Source organism: Actinocrispum sp. NPDC049592 (genome assembly GCF_040675465.1).
Classification (GTDB): Bacteria; Actinomycetota; Actinomycetes; order Mycobacteriales; family Pseudonocardiaceae; genus Kibdelosporangium.
Genome location: NZ_JBFAPA010000019.1, coordinates 170659 through 188597, shown reverse-complemented (window position 1 = coordinate 188597; position 17939 = coordinate 170659). Strand labels below are relative to the sequence as shown.

The following is a 17939-nucleotide window of genomic DNA, read 5'->3' as shown; positions in this document are numbered from 1 at the left end:
GACAGCTCAGGGCAGCTGTTCGGCGACCTTTTCCAGGCCGTCCCTGATCAGCCGCCCGTACTCGTCGTCGCCGAGCGCGCCGATCGTGTCCCGCGCATGCTGGAGGTGTTCACGCGCACGGTCGAGGTCGCCCAGCTTGCGGTAGCACTCGCTCAAGTTCAGGTGCAGCGAGGGATACAGCCCGGCGACCGAGACCGGCACACCCGCCTCGGCGATGCGCGCATCGGTGATGAGCTCGACAGCGGCCAGCGCGCGCTGGTCCCACAGCAGCTCCTGGTGCACGTCGTCCTGGACGTCGGCCATCGAGTGCGCGAGCGTGCACCGCTGCAGCGGGTCTCCTTGCTCGCCGCCGATCTCCGCCCAGATCTCCTCGAACTGGCGGCGCGCGGCCTCGCGTTCACCGCTGTGGCCGAGCTGCACGGCCTGACCGATCCGCAGGAGCGTTGGATCCGTGATCACCTAGGTTCCCTTCGCTGTGAAAAATCCAAGCCAGCCAAGCGTTCTGCGCTGGAATGATGGTGTCATGACACTTTCACGTCGTGGCGCACTGGTTGGGGCAGCCGGGTCGGCGGCCGCCATGGCTCTTCCGTCAAGCGCTCAGGCGCAACAGTCTTCCACCACAGTCCTGCCCAGCGGGCGTCAGCTCACGATTTCCGCTGGGCGGCACAAGGTTGTCGTCGCAGAGGTGGGGCCGACGCTGCGGTCATGGCGGGTGGACGACCGCGAGATCCTGCTCACGCACGACGCCACCGAACTCGGCGACAGCTTCATCGGCAAGACCTTGCTGCCGTGGGCGAACCGGATCGACGCCGCCACATACACTTTCGGCGGCGTCGAGTACCAGACACCGGCCAGCGAGAACTGGAGCGGCCACGCCATTCACGGCCTGGTCGCATGGGTCGCGTGGACTGTGGTCAGGCACGACCGCGACCGGCTGGTCCTGGGCTACACGCTCTACCCGCAGTACGGATACCCGTTCACAATCGCGTTCCAGCTCGAGTACGTGGTCAGAACCCAAGGCCTGCAAGTAACTCTGACGGCCAAAAACGCCGGCCGGCAGCAGGCGCCGCTGGGATCCGGCTATCACCCGTACTTCCGGGTGCAGCCGAACGTCGACGCGGCCAGACTCACCATGCCCGCGGAAACCTACTTGACCACCAACGACGTGCTGATCCCGATCGGGCGGGTCCCGGTCGCGGGCACCCAGTACGACTTCCAGGCGCACAAACAGATCGGCACGACCAAACTGGACGTGTGCTACACCGATCTGCGCCGGGTGGACGGTGTCGCCACCGCGATCGTGGAAACCGATGGCGGGCACCAGATCGAGATCTGGGCCGACGACAGGCACAAGTTCATGCAGGTCTACACCGATGACGGCGCGCCGGGCCGTCCCCCGCGCGCCGGCATCAGCGTCGAACCCATGACCGCCGCGCCCAACGCCTTCAACAGCGGCGACGGCCTGATCGTGCTGGACCCCGGCCAGGCGCACCGGAGCAGCTGGGGGCTACGAGCCTAGCTTGAACTCGAGGATGGAACCGGGGTTGGCCAGCTCGTTGGTGGGCGTCCCGGTTTCGTCCTTGGTGCTGCCCGAACTGTCGGTGGCGACGTAGAACGTCTTGCCGTCCGGGCTGATCGCGGTGTCCCGGTACCGGTTCGTGCTGCGCCACAACGGTTCGACGGAGGTCACGCACTTGCCGTCCGGGCTGAGCACCAGCCGGTAGACCGTGCCGTCCTTCAGGGCGGGCATGAGCAGCGAGTTGCGATAGCCGCCGCGGGGGACGTAGTCGAGGCCGGCCGGTGCCACGGTCGGCCAGCACAGGTACCACTGTTCGTCCTCAGCGCACTTCGGGTCCTTGAAGTTGTGGTCGCTGGGCACGGTGTGGAACGTCCTGATCGGAGGGACGAAGTCCCGGTTGCTCCAGGCGGATTCCCTCGTGACCGGGACGGATGGCGGGATCTCGAAGTCGGAGAACTCGAGGTCCTGGCAATCCGGCGCGGCAGCCCAGTTTGCGTAGACGTAGGCGTTGTCGTCCCGGTATCCGGCGACGTTCGGCCAGCCGTAGTTCTTGCCGCGGCTGATGATGTCGATCTCGTCGTCGGTCTTCGGTCCCTGCTCGCTCGAGTAGAGGATCCCGTTGGTACCGAAGACAAGTCCTTGCGCGTTGCGGTGGCCGTAAGTCAGGACATGGCTGCGCACACCATCGATGACAGGATTGTCCGCGGGGATCGAGCCGTCCTGGTTCAGCCGAAGGACTTTGCCGCGGTACGCCGTCCAGTCCTTGTCCCGCACCTCCGCGGCCGTCGGCAGCCGCTGCGCGAGGTTCGGTTCGCACATCTCCTCGAACTGCCCGGCGCCCTGATCCCCGATCGTGTAGTAGAGCTTGGCGTCCGGCCCGAACACCAGCCGCGCCGACTGATGGTCGACACCACCCGGCAGACCCGTGATCACATCGACCTGCTGCCCGAGCTGTTCGGTGTGGCTGTCGTAGGTGTAGCGCACGATCTTCGTACGCAAGGCTTCCGCGGTGCCCGGATCCGAGTCGTAGGTGTACGCGACGAAGACATGGTCGCGGCCGTGCAGCAACCCCGGATGCAGCGCCATCCCCAGCACACCGTTCTGCCGCCAGTCGGTGTGCACGGCATCCGGGATCGTCACCGCCGTCTTCTTCGCCCCCGTCCTCGGGTCGATCCGCACCACCCGCAGACCGGTTTTCTCGGTGGCCCAGATGAACCCGTCCGGTCCCCAGGTGATCTCGTACGGGTCGGCGAGCCCACTCGTGAGCACCCTCCCGGTGGCCGCGGGACCGGTCTCCGCCGCCGCGGACACCGGCGACGCGGCGACTATCAGCGACAACGCCAAAACAAGGCGTTTCACCAGTTCTGCCCTCCAGTGTTCAAAAGTGAACGCAGTACCCCGCCACCCTATTGACGCCGGATGGGCACTCGCCACTACTCACGAACCGGTGTTGAGCAGGCGGGGGACCGGCGACAGGACGGAAGTCTGCTCGGTGTCCTGGGTGGGGGTTCGGCGGGCGGTCTGGGGGCCGGTCCAGCGGGGGACGTCGGGGAGGTCGAGGCCGAACTGGTCGAGGACGCGGGCGGCGATGTGGGTGATGAGCTCGTCGATGGTGCTGGGGCGGGTGTAGAAGGCGGGGGTGGGCGGGGCGATGACGGCGCCCATGCGGGTGAGGGCGAGCATGTTGTCCAGGTGGATCTCCGAGAGGGGCAGCTCGCGGGGGACGAGGACGAGCTTGCGGCGCTCCTTGAGGGTGACGTCGGCGGCGCGGGGGATCAGGCCCTCGCCGTAGCCGCTGCGGATGGCGGCGAGCGTCTTCATGCTGCACGGGGCGATGATCATGCCGTCGGTGCGGAACGAGCCGCTGGAGATCGCCGCGGCCGCGTCGCCGTGGCCGTACACGTGGTCGGCGAGCCGGTGCACGTCGGCGGCGCGCAGGTCGGTCTCCAGCTCGAGGGTGGCCCTGCCCCACTTGCTGATCACCAGGTGGGTCTCCACCTCCAGCTCCCGCAGCGCCCGCAGGATCCGCACCCCGATCACCGAGCCGGTGGCCCCGGTGATGCCCACCACGATCCTCATCGGAAGCTCCGCATCGTCCTGTCGCGCAACCGGTACGGCACGGTCGCGTCGACGAAGGTCCGGCCGGTCCCGCCGTCGCCGCGCCAGCCGGGTCCCTGCGAGGGGTCCATCGTGAGCCGGCGGGGGCTGGGCAGGGTCCCGCAGTCGACGCCGAGGTTGGCCCGGGTGGTGACCGCCCACCACACATCCTCGGCGGACCGGATGTCCACGTCCGGGTCGGTGAAGACGATCAGCTTCACGAACGTGTGCCGCTCGAAGATCCGCCGGGCGATGTGCCGCAGCCGGCCGTCCGCACGCGCGGAATCCTTGCGAACGGCCACATTGAGCAGCAGCATGCCGCCACCGGCCGCCGCGAAGTGCAGGTCGGCGATCATCCGCCAGTCCTCGTCGTCGCCGGTCAGCGCGACCGACAGGGCACCGGCCAGGCCGAGGATCACCGACTGCTCGCGGCCCGGCCCGATCACCGCCTGGTACATGGGGTTTCGGCGGGTGGTCACAGCGGTGACGGTGAGCACCGGCAGGTCCGGCAGCGCCGAGCCGTCATAGCCGAGGAACTCGGGCAGCGACACGCCCAGCGAGCCGTTCAGCGTCTCGTCGGCGACGGTGCCGTCGAGGTACCCCTCGAGCACGATCTCCGACTCCGCCAGCACATCCACCGGCTGGCTGACGCCAGCGGCGATACCCACCGGCCCGCCCGCCAACGCGCCCGCGACGTCGAGTTTCCCGACCCCCGCAGGCAGAACGGCGGTGCTGAGCGCCGAGGCGAGTACCGCGGCCGGTGGAGCGCCGATGCTGACCGACACCGGCAGTCTCCCGGCGGACTCGTGCATCGCGCGCAACGCCCGGCCGGGAACCATCCACAGCGCGATGTGCGTCTCGTCGAGCACCAGCATCCGGTGTACCGACAACGCGGTCCGATCGGCCTCGCGCGCATGCACCATGCCCAACGTCAAGTACGGCCCCGCATCGCGGGCCGTGGTTTGCAGCGCGGGCAACGTACGCAGATCCACTCTCCGGCGGACCACCTGCTGACACGGCGGATTCGCCACCCGTTCCGGCGACACCACATTGGACAGCAGCTTGGCCACAGAGTCCACTGTGGATGAATCGGGCAGCCCGGGAAGCCAGCCATGGACACGTTCCTCGCTGCCGTACAGGCCAAGCAGCACCGGCATCCGGGAACCGTCGACGGGATAGCGGACCACCGGCTCCGGACGTTGCGCGGAAGTCGCTGGCACGCCAGCGAACCGCGCGGCGAAGTCAGCGGCGATGTCGTGCGTGGACCAGGCGCCAGTCTCCGCCAGACAGGCGTCGGGGGTGCGGCGCCGAACTGCGGCGACGGCTCCACGCACCGAGAGACCCGGCCTCATCGCGCCGCCACCGTGAGCTGAGCCAGCCAAGCGCTGGGGCTGTCCGCGCGGAGCAACCCGGTACCCACGAGCAGGCCCGCGTACCCCGCGCCGAGCAGGCGAGAACCGATCTCGGGGGTGTCGATGCCGCTGGCGCTGACCGGGCACGGACAGCCGGTGGCAAGGACCTCCGGCAGCAGCCGCAGGCTCCGCCCGATGTCCCCGGCACCGCGTTCCCGGTCCCGGATCTCCTTGTTGTTCACCGCGATCACGCACCGATCGGCCGGCTCGACCGCGGCGAGCTCACGTTCACCGGTCACCTCGACGAACGGGGTGAGCCCGGCACTCAGCGCGTGCTCGATCAGATCGCGCAGCACAGCGGCGGGCAGCAGCGCCGCGGTGAGCAAAACAGCCGCGGCCCCCGCCTCCGCGGCCGCCGTGACCTGCCCTCGCTGCGTGATGAAGTCCTTGTGCAGCACCGGAAGCGTGGTCTGCGAAGTGACCTCGGCGAGCAGCCGCGCGCTACCGCCGAACCACTTCCCGGTGACCACCGACAGGCAGCATGCCCCCGCTTCGTGATATGCCTCGACCAGTTCCGCGACGCTGCGACCGCGGGTCAGCCCGGTGCCCGCGCCGTCGGTCAGCTTGATCTCCGCGATCACCGGCGTTCGGGCGGCCAGGACCGCCTCGGTGAACCTCATCGCGCCCCCTCCAGTGTCCATTCGCGGCAGATGGCGGCGACTCGTTCGCCGTCGATCCGGCCGTTTTCGTCGCGCGCGCCGGAGTCCACGTCCACTCCGGCGAACCGCGGGTGCCGGCGAACCGCGTCGAACTGTGCCGCGTTGTCCGCCGAAAGCCCACCGGCCAACAGAAACGGGCGGTTCAGCCGGTCGGCGACGGCCAGTGCGGCAAATGGGTCGATCGGCCGGGCCGTGCTGCCGATCCGCCCGTCGTCGGTGACCGAGTCCAGCAGGAACATCGACACGCCAACCCGTTCGTAGGCCGGGATCAGCGCAAGTTCCTGGCAGGTCTGCCCATGTACATGCAGCACCTTGATCACGTTCAGGCCCGGGTGACGCGCGAGCAGGCCGCGCACCACCCCGGGCGGCTGGTACCCATGCAGCTGGACCCAACGGATCCCCGCCGCCGCAACGGTTTCACCGATGGCGACGGGGTCCGCGCCGAACGTGACCAGCACCGGCGCGGGCCCGCCGGTCGCGCCGGCGAGCGCGACCAGGCGGTCCCGGTCGAGGTCCGCGTGCCCGCCACGGACCCCGTGCCACAGCCCGACGAGGTCGGCCCCGGCGAGCAGGGCCAGGTCCTCGGTCCGGGTGGCGCCGCAGATCTTCACCACGGCAGGGCGGTCAGGCACTGACCAGACCGGGCAGGCCGGCGAGGGCAGCCTGCAGCTGCGACTCGTCGTACTGCTCGTCCCGCAGGGCGCCGGTCAGGTGCTGCTCGTAGGCCGACAGGTCGAAGTGGCCGTGCCCGGACAGTCCGAAGAGGATGGTCTCCGAGCGGCCCTCCTCCTTGCAGCGCAACGCTTCGTTGATCGCGACGGTGATCGCGTGCGTCGACTCCGGGGCCGGGATGATGCCCTCGGCGCGGGCGAACTGGATGCCCGCGGCGAAGCAGTTCGACTGCTCGACAGCGGTCGCCTCGATGAGGTCCTCCCGCAGCGCGGCGCTCACCAGCGGCGCCATGCCGTGGTAGCGCAGCCCGCCCGCGTGGAACGACGGCGGCACGAAGCTGTGGCCGAGCGTGTGCATCTTCAGCAGCGGGGTGAGGCCCGCGGTGTCGCCGAAGTCGTAGGCGAACGTGCCCTTGGTGAGGGTCGGGCAGGCGGCCGGCTCGGCGGCGATCACCCGCACCCCGCGTCCCTCGCGGATCCGCTGGCCGAGGAACGGGAAGGTCAGGCCGCCGAAGTTGCTGCCACCGCCGGTGCAGCCGACCACGACGTCCGGGTAGTCGTCGGCCATGGCGAACTGCTTGATCGCCTCCTGCCCGATCACGGTCTGGTGCAGCAGAACGTGGTTGAGCACGCTGCCACCGGCGTAGTTGATGTCCGGGTTGTTCATGGCCACCTCGAGCGCCTCGGAGGTGGCGATGCCGAGGCTGCCGGGGCAGTCCGGGTCGTCGGCGAGAATGGCCCGGCCCGCCGCGGTCTCGGTGCTCGGGCTGGGCACGCAGCGGGCGCCGTAGGTCTCCATCAGCAACCGGCGGTACGGCTTCTGGTGGTAGCTGACCTTCACCATGTAGACCTGGACCTCGATGTCGAACAGCGCACCCGCCAGCGCGAGCGAGGAACCCCACTGCCCGGCGCCGGTCTCCGTGGCCAGCTTGGTGATCCCGGCCTGCTTGTTGTAGAAGGCCTGCGGGATGGCGGTGTTCGGCTTGTGGCTGCCGGCCGGGCTGATGCCCTCGTACTTGTAGTAGATCCGCGCGGGGGTGTCCAGGGCGCGCTCCAGGCGCCGGGCGCGGAACAGCGGCGAGGGCCGCCACTGCGCGTAGATCTGCCGTACCGCCTCGGGGATCTCGATCTCCCGCTCGGTGCTCAGCTCCTGCTCGGCCAGCTCGGCCGGCATGATCCCGAGCAGCGCCTCCCTGGGCAGCGGCTCGCCGGTGCCGGGGTGCAGCAAAGGTTCCACAGTGGACAGATCGGCGGCGAGGTTGTACCAGGTGCGCGGGATGTCCTGCTCGTCGAGCTGGTACTTGATCTGGTCGGTCATGCGTCTCTCCTGGAGTCGGCGTGGTCGAGGACGAGCGAGCCGGACGCGAAGCGGTCGGTGCCGGCGAACAGCCGGGGGTGCGCCCGGCGCAGCCCCGCGATGACGAGGTCGTACGGCAGGTCCGGGAACTCGCCGTGGGTGTGCAGGAACTCCATGTGCCGCCGGCCGTTGAGGTCGTACGGGTGGTACACGCTGTCGCCGGACCCGTCGAACTCCAGCGGCGCGATCTTGAACAGCCGGCAGAGGGTGCGGTTGAACACCGGGGTCACCCGCATCCACTTCTGTCCCAAGTGGACAGAAGTGAGGCAGTGGTAGTGGAACACGTCGCCGCCCACCAGGTCCCGCAGCCGGGGCGAGGTCAGGTGGTTGCGCACGTCGGTGAGCACCAGGCGGGCCGGGATGCCGCACGCACGCAGGGCCGCGGCGTAGACCACGGACTTGTGCAGGCACATCCCGGATCCGGCGCGCAGCACCTGGCTGGCCCGCAGTCCTCGCCGGGACAGGTCGGCGCCGTAGACCTCATAGCGGATCTCGTCGCGTACCGCGTAGTAGAGCGCGACCGCGCGCCGGTCCGGTGCCGCGTCCGGGTCCGGCGCGACCCGCTCGACGAACGCGGTCACCTCGGGCGCGGTGTGGTCGAGGAACTCCGTTGGCGCCAACGTGAGCGCCGTGGTGGCTGTCATGACACTCCCAGCATGGAGCTGATCCGGTTGCGCTGGATCTCCGAGGTTCCCGAGTAGATGGTCCCGGCGACCGCGTTGCGCAGGTCCTTCTCCAGGCCGTACTCGGCCAGGTAGCCGTAGCCGCCGAAGATCTGCACCGCGGCCATGGCGGAGGCCACGTTCTGCTCGCTGGCCACCAGCTTGGCGATGGCCAGCTCGGTGGTCACGACCCGCCCCTCGGCCACGCCCGTTGCCGTGTCGTACAACCACTTCCGGGTCGTCTCGACGCCGACCTTCATGTCCGCCAGCTTGTGCGCGACCCCCTGGTAGGTGCCGATGGGGGAGCCGAACTGGGTCCGGGTGCGGGCGTAGTCCACACACCGTTCCAGCCGGTGCTGCATCTCACCCAGGTTGATCACGAACGAGCAGAGGATCTCCCACTTCATCACGTGGTCCAGGACGAGAAAGCCGCCCCCGGACCGGCCGATGACCTGGGAGGCGGGGATTCGGCAGTCGTCGAAGAACAACTCGGTGAGCGGTGAGGTGCGCAGCCCCATCTTCGGAATCGGTTTGCCGATGGTCAGACCCGGCGTGCCGCGCTCAACGAGGAACGCGGTGATGCCGAGCGGGCCGCCGTCCGGATGCGTCCGGGCGTACACGGTGAACAGGTCGGCGACCGCGCCGTTGCTGACGAACGCCTTGCTGCCGTTGAGCACGTAGTGATCTCCGTCGCGGGTCGCCTTGGCGCGCATGGAAAGCGCGTCGGACCCGCCGTCCGGCTCGGTGATCGCATGGGCACCGATCCGGTCACCGGAGCAGATCCCCGGCAGGTAACGGTTGCGCAGCTGCTCGGAACCGAACCGCTGCACCGGGATCCCGGTGCTGACGATGTGGGTGGACGCGCAGAAGTTCAGCCCGCCGTCCCGGCAGCCGTAGCCGAGCCCCTCCAACAGGTACATCGTGGTCAGCAGGTCCTGGCCGAGGCCGCCCCACCGCTGGTCGAACGGCAGCCGCAGCAGGCCGCACTCCTGGATGAGTTTCCATTTGTCCCAAGGGAAGGCGCTCTCGGCATCCTGTTCGACGTGTCCGGCGGACAGCGCGTCGTACCACTCGGCGAGGCCGGCCCGCAGGGCGCGTGCCTCTTCGTTCCACTCGATCACGGTGGTTCCCGTCTCAGTAGTGCGAGAACTCCGCGGAGTCCAGGTCGTGTACCTCGTCGCCCTGCAGCGCGGGGGAGAACACGCACACCAGGCGCATGTCCTCGTCCGGTGCGGCGACGAGGAAGTGGGCGTCGTGGCGGTCCAGCGCGTAGAGCGTGCCGGGCACGATCGGGTGCGTGTCCCCGTTGACGTCGACGACCTCGCCGCTGCCGGAGATGCAGTAGCAGGCCTCGAGGTGGTTTCGGTACTCCAGCCGGGACTTGGTGCCTGCGCGCACGATCGTGTCGGTCATCGTGTAGCCCATGCCGTCCGAGGCCAGCAGGAACCGGCGGCTCAACCCGTTGCCCCATTCAACGGTCTTGGCCTGCTCGAGGTTGCGGACGATCATCGTGTTCCTCCCTGTTGTGTCAGCTGCCCGGTGGTGACCGGTCGCAGCGAGCGCGCGAACCGCGCGAGTTCCTCCGCGGGGTCCAGGTTCTCGACCAGGGCCTGCTCCACCCGCTCGACCGTGGCGCTGCCGATCACCGCGGCGTCCGCGCCGATCTCGCCGAGCGCCAGCAGGTCCGCCCGGTCCCGGACCCCGAAACCGACCGCGACCGGTGCGGCCGCTTGGGTTTTCAGCTCCCCCAGAACGGGCGCCAGGTGGTCGAACCCGCCGGACGCGCGCACGCCGGTCCGGCCGTAACGCGCGACGAGATAGACGTAAGCCGTGCCGTGCCGGGCCGCCTCGGCGCGCACCTCCGGGCTCGACGTGGCATAGCAGGTGGTGACCAGCGGCAGACCCCGGGCCGCCGCACCGTCCACAAGCGACGGCCGCAACCGAGGTGGCAGACCGTGCACCAGCAGTCCATCAGCCGCCGAATCCGCCACCCTGGCAAGGAAATCGGGCAACGGTTGCGGCCGCACCGAGTGACTCCAGTCGACGAGCAGCGCGATGCGCAGGTGGCGAAGCTCGTGGCGGACACCGCGGATGAAGCCGAGGACGGCATCGAGGTCCACGCCGGTCGCCAGCGCCCGGTCCGCGGACTCCCGGATGACCGGTCCATCCGTGACCGAGTCCGGGAACGGCACGGCCAATTCCAGGCAGTCCACGCGCTGTTCGTCGAGCGCGCGCACGACGTCGGCGAGATGCTCCAGCGGTGGGTCACCGGCGTTGAGGAACAACGCCAGGCCCGGCCGGCCGGACCGGCGTCCGAAGAACCCGCGCTCAGCCATGCCGCTCACCGGCCGCGACCGTGGAATCGTTGCGCAGCCGCTCGACGAGCCCGGCCGCCGCACCGCTGTCCACGGCCTCGTGCGCCGCGCTCACCGCCGAAGTCCAGCCGTCCTGCCGACCGGAGAGCAGCGCGAGCGCGGCGGCATTGAGACATACCGTCTTCACCGCTGTGCGCGGTGCGTTTCCGTCCAGCAGCGAGAGAAAGTTCTCGGCCACGTGCTCGTCGTCGACGGGGCTCAGGTCGTCGAGTTCCTGGCCGGTGGCCGGACCGTCCGGCTCGACGGTGAAGTCCTCGCCGGTGGCGCTGTCGTGGACCGTGTTGGCCGTGAAGCTGAGCAGCTCGTCGGCGCCCAGGTCGTTGCTGCACAACCAGATCCGGCTCTCCGTCCGGCGCATGGCCAGCAGGCGCAGCTGGGGCAGGTGCGTCCGGTTGGACACACCGGTGAGCTGAGCCGACACCGGCACCGCGGCGAGGAACGGGCCGATCGCGTTGACGAACCGCCCGATGGTGCGCAGGCTCATCGGCAGCACCGCACGGGCCAGCGCGGTGAGCTCCACCGGATAGACGAACTGCCCGGCGAAACTCACGCCGTGCCGCTGAAGCTGGTCACCCACTTCGTCGTACGAGCGGGCCGGCCGGACGCCGAGCCGGTCGAGCAGGTCGACCGAGCCGATCCGGCTGGACATGCCGCGCGAACCGGTCTTGACCACCGGCACCCCCATCGCGGCGGCGACGAACGCGGCCGCGGTGGAGATGTTCACCGTCTTGGGCCCGCCGCCGGTGCCGACCACGTTGACCGCACCGGGAAAGCGCGGCACCGGACCGGGCCGCCGCTCCGCCAGCGTGGCCACGAAAGCGTCCACAGTGGAGGGATGCGGCATGCGGGCGGACAGCGCGGTGAGCACGGCGACGGCCTCGCCCGCACCGGCCTCGCGCCGCAGCACCCGGTCCCAGAAGGACCGGAACTCCTCGGCGCCGGCCGGTGCGGTCCCGTCCAGCAGCGCGGCTACGAGCTCGGACATGTCAGATCGAGCGCGCGGGGGTGGCTACCCGGACGATGAAGTCGCTGATGGCCGCGATCGACCGGAACGCGTCCGGTTCCAGCTCGATGTCGTCCACGGCGAGGCCGAACCGGTTCTCCAGCCAGGCGATCACCTTGAGCAGGCCGAGGCTGTCGATCACGCCCCCGGCGAGCAGGTCGTAGTCGGCGGCCAGCGACTCGGGGGATACGTCGGGCAGGAACTCCTCGACGACGAACCGTCTGATGGTGTCGATGTGGTCCATGTCAGCCTTTCTGGGTGTTGGCGCGGATGAGCAGCTGTCGGTCGGGTTTGCCGGTCGACGTGCGCGGCAGTGGTTCGTCGGTGATGCGGATGGTCGACGGGATCGCCGTGCGGGGCAGGCTGCCGGCGCAGAACTCCTTCAGCAGCAAGCTGTTCACCGCGCCCCCGGCTTCTCCCTGGGCGCGGCGCAGCTCGGCGTGCAGCCGGTGCCCGCCGATGGGGTCGGGTACCGCGACCACCGCCACCTCGGCGATCCCGTCGTGTCCGGCCAGGACCCGCTCGACCTCCTGCAGGTTGGTCCGCACGCCGCGCACCTTGACGTGGAAGTCGTTGCGTCCCAGCAACATCAGGCTTCCATCGGGCTCGCGGCGGACCAGGTCGCCGGTCCGGAAGTAGGTGTGGTCACCGGCGCCGGCCGGGTGCGCGGTGAACCGGTCATTGGGTGTGGGCGGCGCGTAGCCGGTGGTCTGGAATGGCGTGTGCACGAACAGTTCCCCGTCGCCGGGGCCGGTGAGCACCGCGCCGCCGGCATCGACCACGAGCGCGTCCACGCCCGGCAGCGGTTCGCCGAGCGGCACAGATCCTTGTGGCAGCGCGGCGGGGTCGAGTTCGTGGATGAGGCTGTCGTTGGTTTCCGTGCAGCCATACAGGTTGTACAGCCGCGCCCGGGGAAACAGCCCTGGGATGGCGGCCAGGCACCGCTCGGCGATGCTGTCCCCGGTGATCACCACGTGCTCGACCCGCGGGAACGCCTTGTCTGTCGCACCGGCGATCAGCTGGTAGAACATGGGTACGGCCTGCACAACCGTCACGCCGTGCTCGGCGAGCAGGGAACGCAGGTAGCCGGAGCTGGTGGCGCGGTCGGGATCGACCAGGACCACGCAGCCACCATGCTTGAGGGTCGCCCAGACGTCGAGCAGGCACAGGTCGAAGTTGAGCGGGCTGAAGTTGAGCACCGCGCTGTCCGGGCCCAGCCCGAACGCCTCGCCGGCCCAGTCGGTGAACCGGTCGACCGCTCCCTCGGTCAACGGGACCACTTTGGGCAGTCCGGTCGATCCGGAAGTGGTGAGCATGAAGGTGATCGCCTCGGGCCGGGAGCGCGGCGACGTCAGCACGGACGCCTGCCCGATGGGGTCATCGGCGGTCAGCACCGCCTGGCAGCCGGCCACCTCGAACAGCCGCTCGAGGGTGCGCTCGGCGAGGTCCACCGACGGCAGCAGGAACGGCCGGTGCTCCAGCAGGCAGGCCAGGATCAGCGCGATGGCGGCAGGCGACTTGGGCGCCAGCACGCCGACCGGAGCGCCCTCGGCGAGGCCGAGGGACGCGATCCGCGCCCTGGCGTCGCCGGCCATGCGCAGCAGCTCGCCGTAACCGACCGTGTCGCCGCGCCAGGCCAATGCGGGCGCGGCAGGCCGGCGCCGTGCATTGGTCACGATGTTTTCCACGAGGGATCGGGCAGACATAACCGCCTCTGAAACGTTTCTTTGAAGTCGCCTTGAACAAGCGAACCGGATCTCATTCCGGGAGAACAGCTTGTCGCGTCAACGCGCGGGAAGGAAGAGAACGAACGGCGGCCATTGACACAAACCTGGTTGCGTCGTCTTCTGCGTGTTCTTCTCCCGGAGTGTTCTCGCCGCGGATCGATCGCGTTGCGTGCTCATCCTCACACGCAGCGAATTTGGGGGCAAACCCCGACCATGCGCGGCCGGCCGGCGAATACTGTGTAACCTGCAGGAGGGGAGAAGGGGAACTTTCACATGGACGCCGTCAGCTCCACCCGTCAGCCGGTCACCGGGCTGACCGCACGGGAACGAAAAATACTCGTCCTGATCGCCAGCGGTCATGGAAACGCCGAAATTGCCAGGGCGATCGGCTGCTCCCAGCACACGGTGAAGAATACGATCTACGACCTGATGAGCCGGCTCCGATTACGGAACCGGGTGCATGCGGCGGCTTACGCGGTGCGCGAAGGTCTCGTGTGAAACACGTTCAGATAAGTCCCTCTTTCAGTGCGAATGCGACGGCATGTGCGCGATTGCGCAGCCGTAGCCGGTGCACGACATTGTGCACTATTTCCGTCACCGTGCGTACCGAATAGGTCAGCTGCCGGGCGATCTCGGCGGTGTCCTGGCCGTCGGCCAGCAGCCGCAGAACGGCCTGTTCCCGGCTGGTCAGCAGCGTTGCCGGCCCTTCCTCGGCGGGGGATCCGTTCCCCAGCTGGAACACCTCGCCGAGGAGGTCCGGCGGCATCGTGGCCACCCCGGTCGATGCCGCCCGGATCGTCGAGATCAGATGCGGCACGGTCGCCGTGCGCCGCCGCAACACCCCGCACACGCCCGCGTCGACCGCTCTGCGCAGCCCGGCCGGGTTCACCGAACCGGCCAGAAGCACTACGCCAAGCCATTTCTCGTCTTTGGCCCCCGCCAACAGGTCGACCGCGTTGTCGTCGACCGAGTCGACCGCGACCAGCAGCACCGCTGGGAGGTCCGCGACGTCGAGCTCCACCGCATGGCTCTCCCGCAGCACCGCGGTCACCCCGGCGGCCAGAAACTGGTCCGACGCAACGACTTTCACCGGCACCGAGCCGTCCATCGAGCGCTCCCCTCTCGGTCCTGCCCCCCAGCATCGTGTCCGTGGGCAGCCGCACAGGGCGCGACGCCACCGGGTTGTCTACTGTCGCATGACCGTGGAGGCGAACTCGCTCAACGACATGCGGTCGGGCTGAGCGGTCTTCGCGATCAGGCTCGCCACGTGCTTCTCCACCGTACGCGGCGAAATGCGCAGCCGCCCGGCGATCGCCTTGTTGCCCAGCCGGTCGGCCAGCAGCTCGAACACCTCGAACTCGCGGACCGTGACCGTCAAGCGGCGCAACGGGTCCGGTACCCGGTCCACGCCGGAACGCCGCTGCTGCACCGAAGCGCCGACCTGGCGCAGCAGCCCGCGGCAGGCGCTGGCCACGGCGGGCACGTCGGCGTGGTGGAAGTACTCCTCGGCCTGCCGCAGCCACGTCTCCGGCTCACCCCAGCCGTCGGCATGCGCCGCCTCGGCGACGAGCCGAAGCCCGAGGTGCCTCGCCATGGCGTAGGGCGCAGCGGCGTCCTGGGCATCGGCCACCGCGGCCAGCGCCGCCTCCTCCTGGCCGGAGCGGCCGTGCAACACGGCTTTGGCGAGCGACACGAACTGCCGGTTCCACCGCATGGTGCCGGCCGGGGCGGCACACGTCTGCTCGTACTGCGGCCAGCCCGCCGTGCCACGCAGAACCTTCAGCAACAAGTCCAAACCATGGCGGCCGACCAGGCTGTAGGTGGTGGGTTTGGTGTCCTCGCTGGCGAGTGCGCGGGCCAGCTCGATGGCCGCCCGGTCGCGATCCTCCTCCAGCAGCGCGCAGAACGCCCGCGCCATGCCCAGAACCATGGGCTGCTCCTGGGATCTGTCCCCGGCCATCCGGCGGAACTCCAGCAGCGCCTGCTCCATCTGCGGCCGCTTGCCCTGATGGGCGGCCAAGGCTGCCCTGGAGAGCAGGAGATGGCGCGCGACATCGTCGATCCGCAGCCGGTGCGCCGACGCCCAGCACCGGTCGTGCATCTCCGCCGCGGCCGGATAGTCACCGCGCAGCACGGTATCCAGCACGAGGGTCGCGTCGACGATGTGCATCTGGGTGAACGCGCCGACCCGGCGCGCCTCCTGACGGGCGTGGCGCAGCGCGGCGGTGCCGCCGTCGGCCAGCCACCGGTTGCCGCCGAGCCAGACCAGGGCGTGGATCCGCCAGATGGGCAGCCGGTGCTCCTCGGCCAGCAGCCGCACGGTTTCGTAGCACGCCGTCGACTCGGCCAGGTCCCGCCCGCGGGCCACCGCGCCGATCACCAGCCACGCCTGGCACGCGACCGCGGGCAGCGGCGCCCGTTCCGCCGCGGCGACCGCCCGGCGGGCCAGCGACTCCGCCTCCTGCTTGCGATCCGAGCTGGGGGCGTTGAGCGCGAGGTGTGCGGCGACCGCGTCGAGTGGTGCGGCGTGCTCGTCGGCGGCGTCGGCACCGAGCAGCTCGCGCGCCGCGTACACGTGCGCGTCGGCGTCCTCCCGGCGCCCGGCCACGTGCGCCACCCAGGCCAGCCGGACGTGCAGACCGGCCCGGCGCGGCGGGTCGAGCCCGGCGCCGCCCAGCTCGTCCAGCGTGGTGATCAGCTCGAAGGCGCGCTCCAGCCGGCCGGCCTCGGCCAGCGAGTACAGCAGCGACTCGAACACGTCGGCGCGCAACCGCGGGTCGGTATCGCCGGACAGCAGGCTTTCCGCGCGCTCCAGCAACGCGATCGACGAACCGGCCGCACCGGCGGCCAAGGCCCGCCGGCCCGCCTCGGCGAACACCCGGGCGGCGCCGGCCCGGTCGCCCGCCTGCATCCGCAGCGAGGCGACGAGCTGGCACCACTCGCCGGACAGCTCGGGGTGCAGGTCCTGCACGGCGTCGGCGGCCTTGCGCGCCAGCTCGGCCCGGTCGGCCGGGGTCAGCAGCGTCAGCAACGCGTCGGCGGTCAGCGGATGCTGGAAGGCGTACCAGTCCGGGGCGGGCTCGTCCGCGGTCACCAGCTGCGCCGCCATCCCGGCGTGCAAATGGCTGAGCAGGCTGCGATCGTCCATTCCGGTGACCTTCTGCACCACCGAAAGGGGGAAGCGGTGGCCGAGCACGGCGGCCGCCGACAGCAGCATCCGGCCCTGCGGGCTGAGCCGGTCGGTCCGGCGGCTGATGCTGCGCACCAGCGTGCCCGGAACGTCGGTGCGGATCTGGCCGATCACCTGCCAGCCGGCCGGCCCCTGGGCCAGCAGCCCGTTGCTGACCAGCCCGTGCAGCAGCTCCTCGACCAGGAAGGGGTTTCCGGCGCTGTCGGCGGCCAGCCGGTCGACGACCTCGGCCGGCACCCCGCCCGGCGCGGTCTCCAGGCAGGCGGCCACCAGCCCGCGCACCTCGGCCCGCTCCAGCCGCTCCAGCTCGAGCAGCATGCCCGAATACCGCTGTGCGGCGAGCTGGGCCAGGTCGTACACCGGACTCGCCTCGTTGCGGGCGGTCGCGAGCAGCAGGGCGGGCTGACCGTCCAGGTTGTCCGCCAGGTACTCCACGACGGCCAGGGTCTCGGGGTCCGCGTCGTGCAGGTCCTCCAGCACCACCAGGCAGCCGCGGTCGCGGCCGAGGACCGCGATCAGCCGCAGCACGGCCTCGGCGAGGATGACGATCGAGGTGTTCTCGCTGCCGCCCTCGCCGGTGCTCCACTCCGGGATCAACCGGCCGAGCGCGGGCCGGTAGGGGCCCAGGTCCTGCTCGGCAGGCGGCTCCTCGATGCGGAACAGCGACAGCAGCGCCTCGCTCAGTGGCCGGAACGGCACCGTCGGACCGATGGTGCTGGCGCGTCCCCGCAGCACCAGCATCCCGGTCGTGAACGCCCGCCCGGCCACCTCGACGGCCATCCGCGTCTTGCCGATCCCCGGCTCGCCGACCACGAAAGCGGCACCGCCACACCCGTTGCGGGCGCCCGCCAGCGCCGTTTCCAGCCGGTCGAGCTCGCCGTCGCGGCCGACCATGGCAGGGGCACGGGTTTGCATGGGCAGTGGTTCTTTCGCGAGTCCTCAGCGGTTTCCTGGGCAGCGAGACGGCGGCCGGCCTCAGGGGCCGGACGTGGTGCCGACGTGCTGGAAGATCGGCGTCGCGGCGGCCAGCGCGCCCATCGCCATGCCACCGAGCGCCGCGAACCTGGCGCCCGCCAACCGCTTCGGCGTCACCCTGATCTCGCCTGCCGGGTGGTCGGACCCGGGCTCGGCGGTCTTCCAGGCGTCGGCCTGCTTGCTGCTTTCATCCATCTGTTTCGTCCCTTGGGATTCGGGTGTATGAGACCAAACGACGCCTATATCGGCGCCCGGGGCGGATCGTTAGGGAGTATCCGGCAGGAACTCGGCG

General features: G+C 70.0%; 19 protein-coding genes. 2 read left to right on the top strand and 17 right to left on the bottom strand.

Features of this window, described 5'->3' with window-relative positions; translation table 11 throughout:
- Positions 1-6 precede the first annotated feature (6 nt).
- Complete coding sequence (locus AB0J95_RS38610) at positions 7-459, bottom strand: hypothetical protein (protein ID WP_364769606.1); 453 nt, start codon at positions 457-459, stop codon at positions 7-9.
- Positions 460-523: 64 nt separating this feature from the next.
- Here AB0J95_RS38610 and AB0J95_RS38605 point away from each other — a divergent pair, with 64 nt between their 5' ends.
- Positions 524-1519 carry an aldose 1-epimerase family protein gene (locus AB0J95_RS38605; RefSeq protein ID WP_364769604.1) on the top strand — a complete coding sequence of 332 codons (996 nt, stop codon included), beginning with the start codon at positions 524-526 and terminating at the stop codon, positions 1517-1519.
- Here AB0J95_RS38605 and AB0J95_RS38600 read toward each other — a convergent pair.
- The 13 genes from AB0J95_RS38600 to AB0J95_RS38540 form a co-directional block, all read right to left on the bottom strand.
- The gene (locus tag AB0J95_RS38600; RefSeq protein WP_364769602.1) at positions 1508-2878 is read right to left on the bottom strand and encodes a glucose/sorbosone family PQQ-dependent dehydrogenase; all 1371 of its coding nucleotides are present in this window, start codon (positions 2876-2878) and stop codon (positions 1508-1510) included. The genes AB0J95_RS38605 and AB0J95_RS38600 overlap by 12 nt on opposite strands.
- Positions 2879-2956: 78 nt before the next feature.
- Positions 2957-3598: a UbiX family flavin prenyltransferase gene (locus AB0J95_RS38595; RefSeq protein WP_364769600.1), complete on the bottom strand. Its 642-nt coding sequence runs from the start codon at positions 3596-3598 to the stop codon at positions 2957-2959.
- Positions 3595-4968 (bottom strand): UbiD family decarboxylase, encoded by a 1374-nt coding sequence (locus tag AB0J95_RS38590; RefSeq protein WP_364769598.1) that lies wholly within the window; start codon positions 4966-4968, stop codon positions 3595-3597. Before AB0J95_RS38590 ends, AB0J95_RS38595 begins: the two co-directional genes overlap by 4 nt.
- Positions 4965-5648, bottom strand: a complete 684-nt coding sequence (locus AB0J95_RS38585; RefSeq protein ID WP_364769596.1) for a hypothetical protein — start codon at positions 5646-5648, stop codon at positions 4965-4967. Before AB0J95_RS38585 ends, AB0J95_RS38590 begins: the two co-directional genes overlap by 4 nt.
- Positions 5645-6319, bottom strand: a complete 675-nt coding sequence (locus tag AB0J95_RS38580; protein ID WP_364769595.1) for a hypothetical protein — start codon at positions 6317-6319, stop codon at positions 5645-5647. The genes AB0J95_RS38585 and AB0J95_RS38580 overlap by 4 nt, the downstream gene beginning before the upstream one ends.
- Entirely contained in the window at positions 6312-7676 is a 1365-nt protein-coding gene (locus tag AB0J95_RS38575) for a TrpB-like pyridoxal phosphate-dependent enzyme (RefSeq protein WP_364769594.1), read from the bottom strand. Before AB0J95_RS38575 ends, AB0J95_RS38580 begins: the two co-directional genes overlap by 8 nt.
- The gene (locus AB0J95_RS38570; RefSeq protein WP_364769592.1) at positions 7673-8359 is read right to left on the bottom strand and encodes a transglutaminase-like domain-containing protein; all 687 of its coding nucleotides are present in this window, start codon (positions 8357-8359) and stop codon (positions 7673-7675) included. Before AB0J95_RS38570 ends, AB0J95_RS38575 begins: the two co-directional genes overlap by 4 nt.
- Positions 8356-9498, bottom strand: coding sequence for an acyl-CoA dehydrogenase family protein (locus tag AB0J95_RS38565; protein WP_364769590.1), 1143 nt, complete (start codon positions 9496-9498; stop codon positions 8356-8358). Before AB0J95_RS38565 ends, AB0J95_RS38570 begins: the two co-directional genes overlap by 4 nt.
- 13 nt (positions 9499-9511) lie before the next feature.
- The gene (locus tag AB0J95_RS38560; RefSeq protein WP_364769588.1) at positions 9512-9886 is read right to left on the bottom strand and encodes an ectoine synthase; all 375 of its coding nucleotides are present in this window, start codon (positions 9884-9886) and stop codon (positions 9512-9514) included.
- Complete coding sequence (gene trpA, locus AB0J95_RS38555; protein WP_364769586.1) at positions 9883-10713, bottom strand: tryptophan synthase subunit alpha; 831 nt, start codon at positions 10711-10713, stop codon at positions 9883-9885. The genes AB0J95_RS38560 and trpA overlap by 4 nt, the downstream gene beginning before the upstream one ends.
- Positions 10706-11737 carry a hypothetical protein gene (locus AB0J95_RS38550; protein ID WP_364769584.1) on the bottom strand — a complete coding sequence of 344 codons (1032 nt, stop codon included), beginning with the start codon at positions 11735-11737 and terminating at the stop codon, positions 10706-10708. The genes trpA and AB0J95_RS38550 overlap by 8 nt, the downstream gene beginning before the upstream one ends.
- A 1-nt stretch (position 11738) precedes the next feature.
- Positions 11739-11999 carry a phosphopantetheine-binding protein gene (locus AB0J95_RS38545; RefSeq protein WP_364769582.1) on the bottom strand — a complete coding sequence of 87 codons (261 nt, stop codon included), beginning with the start codon at positions 11997-11999 and terminating at the stop codon, positions 11739-11741.
- Between the two features lies 1 nt (position 12000).
- Positions 12001-13431 (bottom strand): AMP-binding protein, encoded by a 1431-nt coding sequence (locus tag AB0J95_RS38540; protein WP_364769580.1) that lies wholly within the window; start codon positions 13429-13431, stop codon positions 12001-12003.
- A 324-nt stretch (positions 13432-13755) separates the two neighbouring features.
- On the opposite strand from AB0J95_RS38540, the gene AB0J95_RS38535 reads away from it, so the two are divergent.
- On the top strand, positions 13756-13980 hold the full coding sequence (locus AB0J95_RS38535; RefSeq protein WP_364769578.1) for a LuxR C-terminal-related transcriptional regulator: 225 nt from the start codon (positions 13756-13758) through the stop codon (positions 13978-13980).
- Between the two features lie 7 nt (positions 13981-13987).
- Here the strand turns inward: AB0J95_RS38535 and AB0J95_RS38530 are convergent, their stop codons facing one another.
- The 3 genes from AB0J95_RS38530 to AB0J95_RS38520 form a co-directional block, all read right to left on the bottom strand.
- On the bottom strand, positions 13988-14590 hold the full coding sequence (locus AB0J95_RS38530; RefSeq protein WP_364769576.1) for a response regulator transcription factor: 603 nt from the start codon (positions 14588-14590) through the stop codon (positions 13988-13990).
- 78 nt (positions 14591-14668) lie between these two features.
- On the bottom strand, positions 14669-17587 hold the full coding sequence (locus tag AB0J95_RS38525; RefSeq protein ID WP_364769574.1) for an AAA family ATPase: 2919 nt from the start codon (positions 17585-17587) through the stop codon (positions 14669-14671).
- Positions 17588-17647: 60 nt separating this feature from the next.
- On the bottom strand, positions 17648-17842 hold the full coding sequence (locus AB0J95_RS38520; protein ID WP_364769572.1) for a hypothetical protein: 195 nt from the start codon (positions 17840-17842) through the stop codon (positions 17648-17650).
- Between the last annotated feature and the right edge of the window lie 97 nt (positions 17843-17939).

Excerpts from the sequence above, each read along its gene's own strand:
- AB0J95_RS38605 (WP_364769604.1), top strand. The coding sequence starts at position 524 with ATGACACTTTCACGTCGTGGCGCACTGGTTGGGGCAGCCGGGTCGGCG.
- AB0J95_RS38550 (WP_364769584.1), bottom strand. The coding sequence starts at position 11,737 with ATGTCCGAGCTCGTAGCCGCGCTGCTGGACGGGACCGCACCGGCCGGC.
- trpA (WP_364769586.1), bottom strand. The coding sequence starts at position 10,713 with ATGGCTGAGCGCGGGTTCTTCGGACGCCGGTCCGGCCGGCCGGGCCTG.
- AB0J95_RS38595 (WP_364769600.1), bottom strand. The coding sequence starts at position 3,598 with ATGAGGATCGTGGTGGGCATCACCGGGGCCACCGGCTCGGTGATCGGG.
- AB0J95_RS38590 (WP_364769598.1), bottom strand. The coding sequence starts at position 4,968 with ATGAGGCCGGGTCTCTCGGTGCGTGGAGCCGTCGCCGCAGTTCGGCGC.
- AB0J95_RS38560 (WP_364769588.1), bottom strand. The coding sequence starts at position 9,886 with ATGATCGTCCGCAACCTCGAGCAGGCCAAGACCGTTGAATGGGGCAAC.
- AB0J95_RS38570 (WP_364769592.1), bottom strand. The coding sequence starts at position 8,359 with ATGACAGCCACCACGGCGCTCACGTTGGCGCCAACGGAGTTCCTCGAC.
- AB0J95_RS38585 (WP_364769596.1), bottom strand. The coding sequence starts at position 5,648 with ATGAGGTTCACCGAGGCGGTCCTGGCCGCCCGAACGCCGGTGATCGCG.
- AB0J95_RS38530 (WP_364769576.1), bottom strand. The coding sequence starts at position 14,590 with ATGGACGGCTCGGTGCCGGTGAAAGTCGTTGCGTCGGACCAGTTTCTG.
- AB0J95_RS38520 (WP_364769572.1), bottom strand. The coding sequence starts at position 17,842 with ATGGATGAAAGCAGCAAGCAGGCCGACGCCTGGAAGACCGCCGAGCCC.
- AB0J95_RS38545 (WP_364769582.1), bottom strand. The coding sequence starts at position 11,999 with ATGGACCACATCGACACCATCAGACGGTTCGTCGTCGAGGAGTTCCTG.
- AB0J95_RS38535 (WP_364769578.1), top strand. The coding sequence starts at position 13,756 with ATGGACGCCGTCAGCTCCACCCGTCAGCCGGTCACCGGGCTGACCGCA.
- AB0J95_RS38575 (WP_364769594.1), bottom strand. The coding sequence starts at position 7,676 with ATGACCGACCAGATCAAGTACCAGCTCGACGAGCAGGACATCCCGCGC.
- AB0J95_RS38525 (WP_364769574.1), bottom strand. The coding sequence starts at position 17,587 with ATGCAAACCCGTGCCCCTGCCATGGTCGGCCGCGACGGCGAGCTCGAC.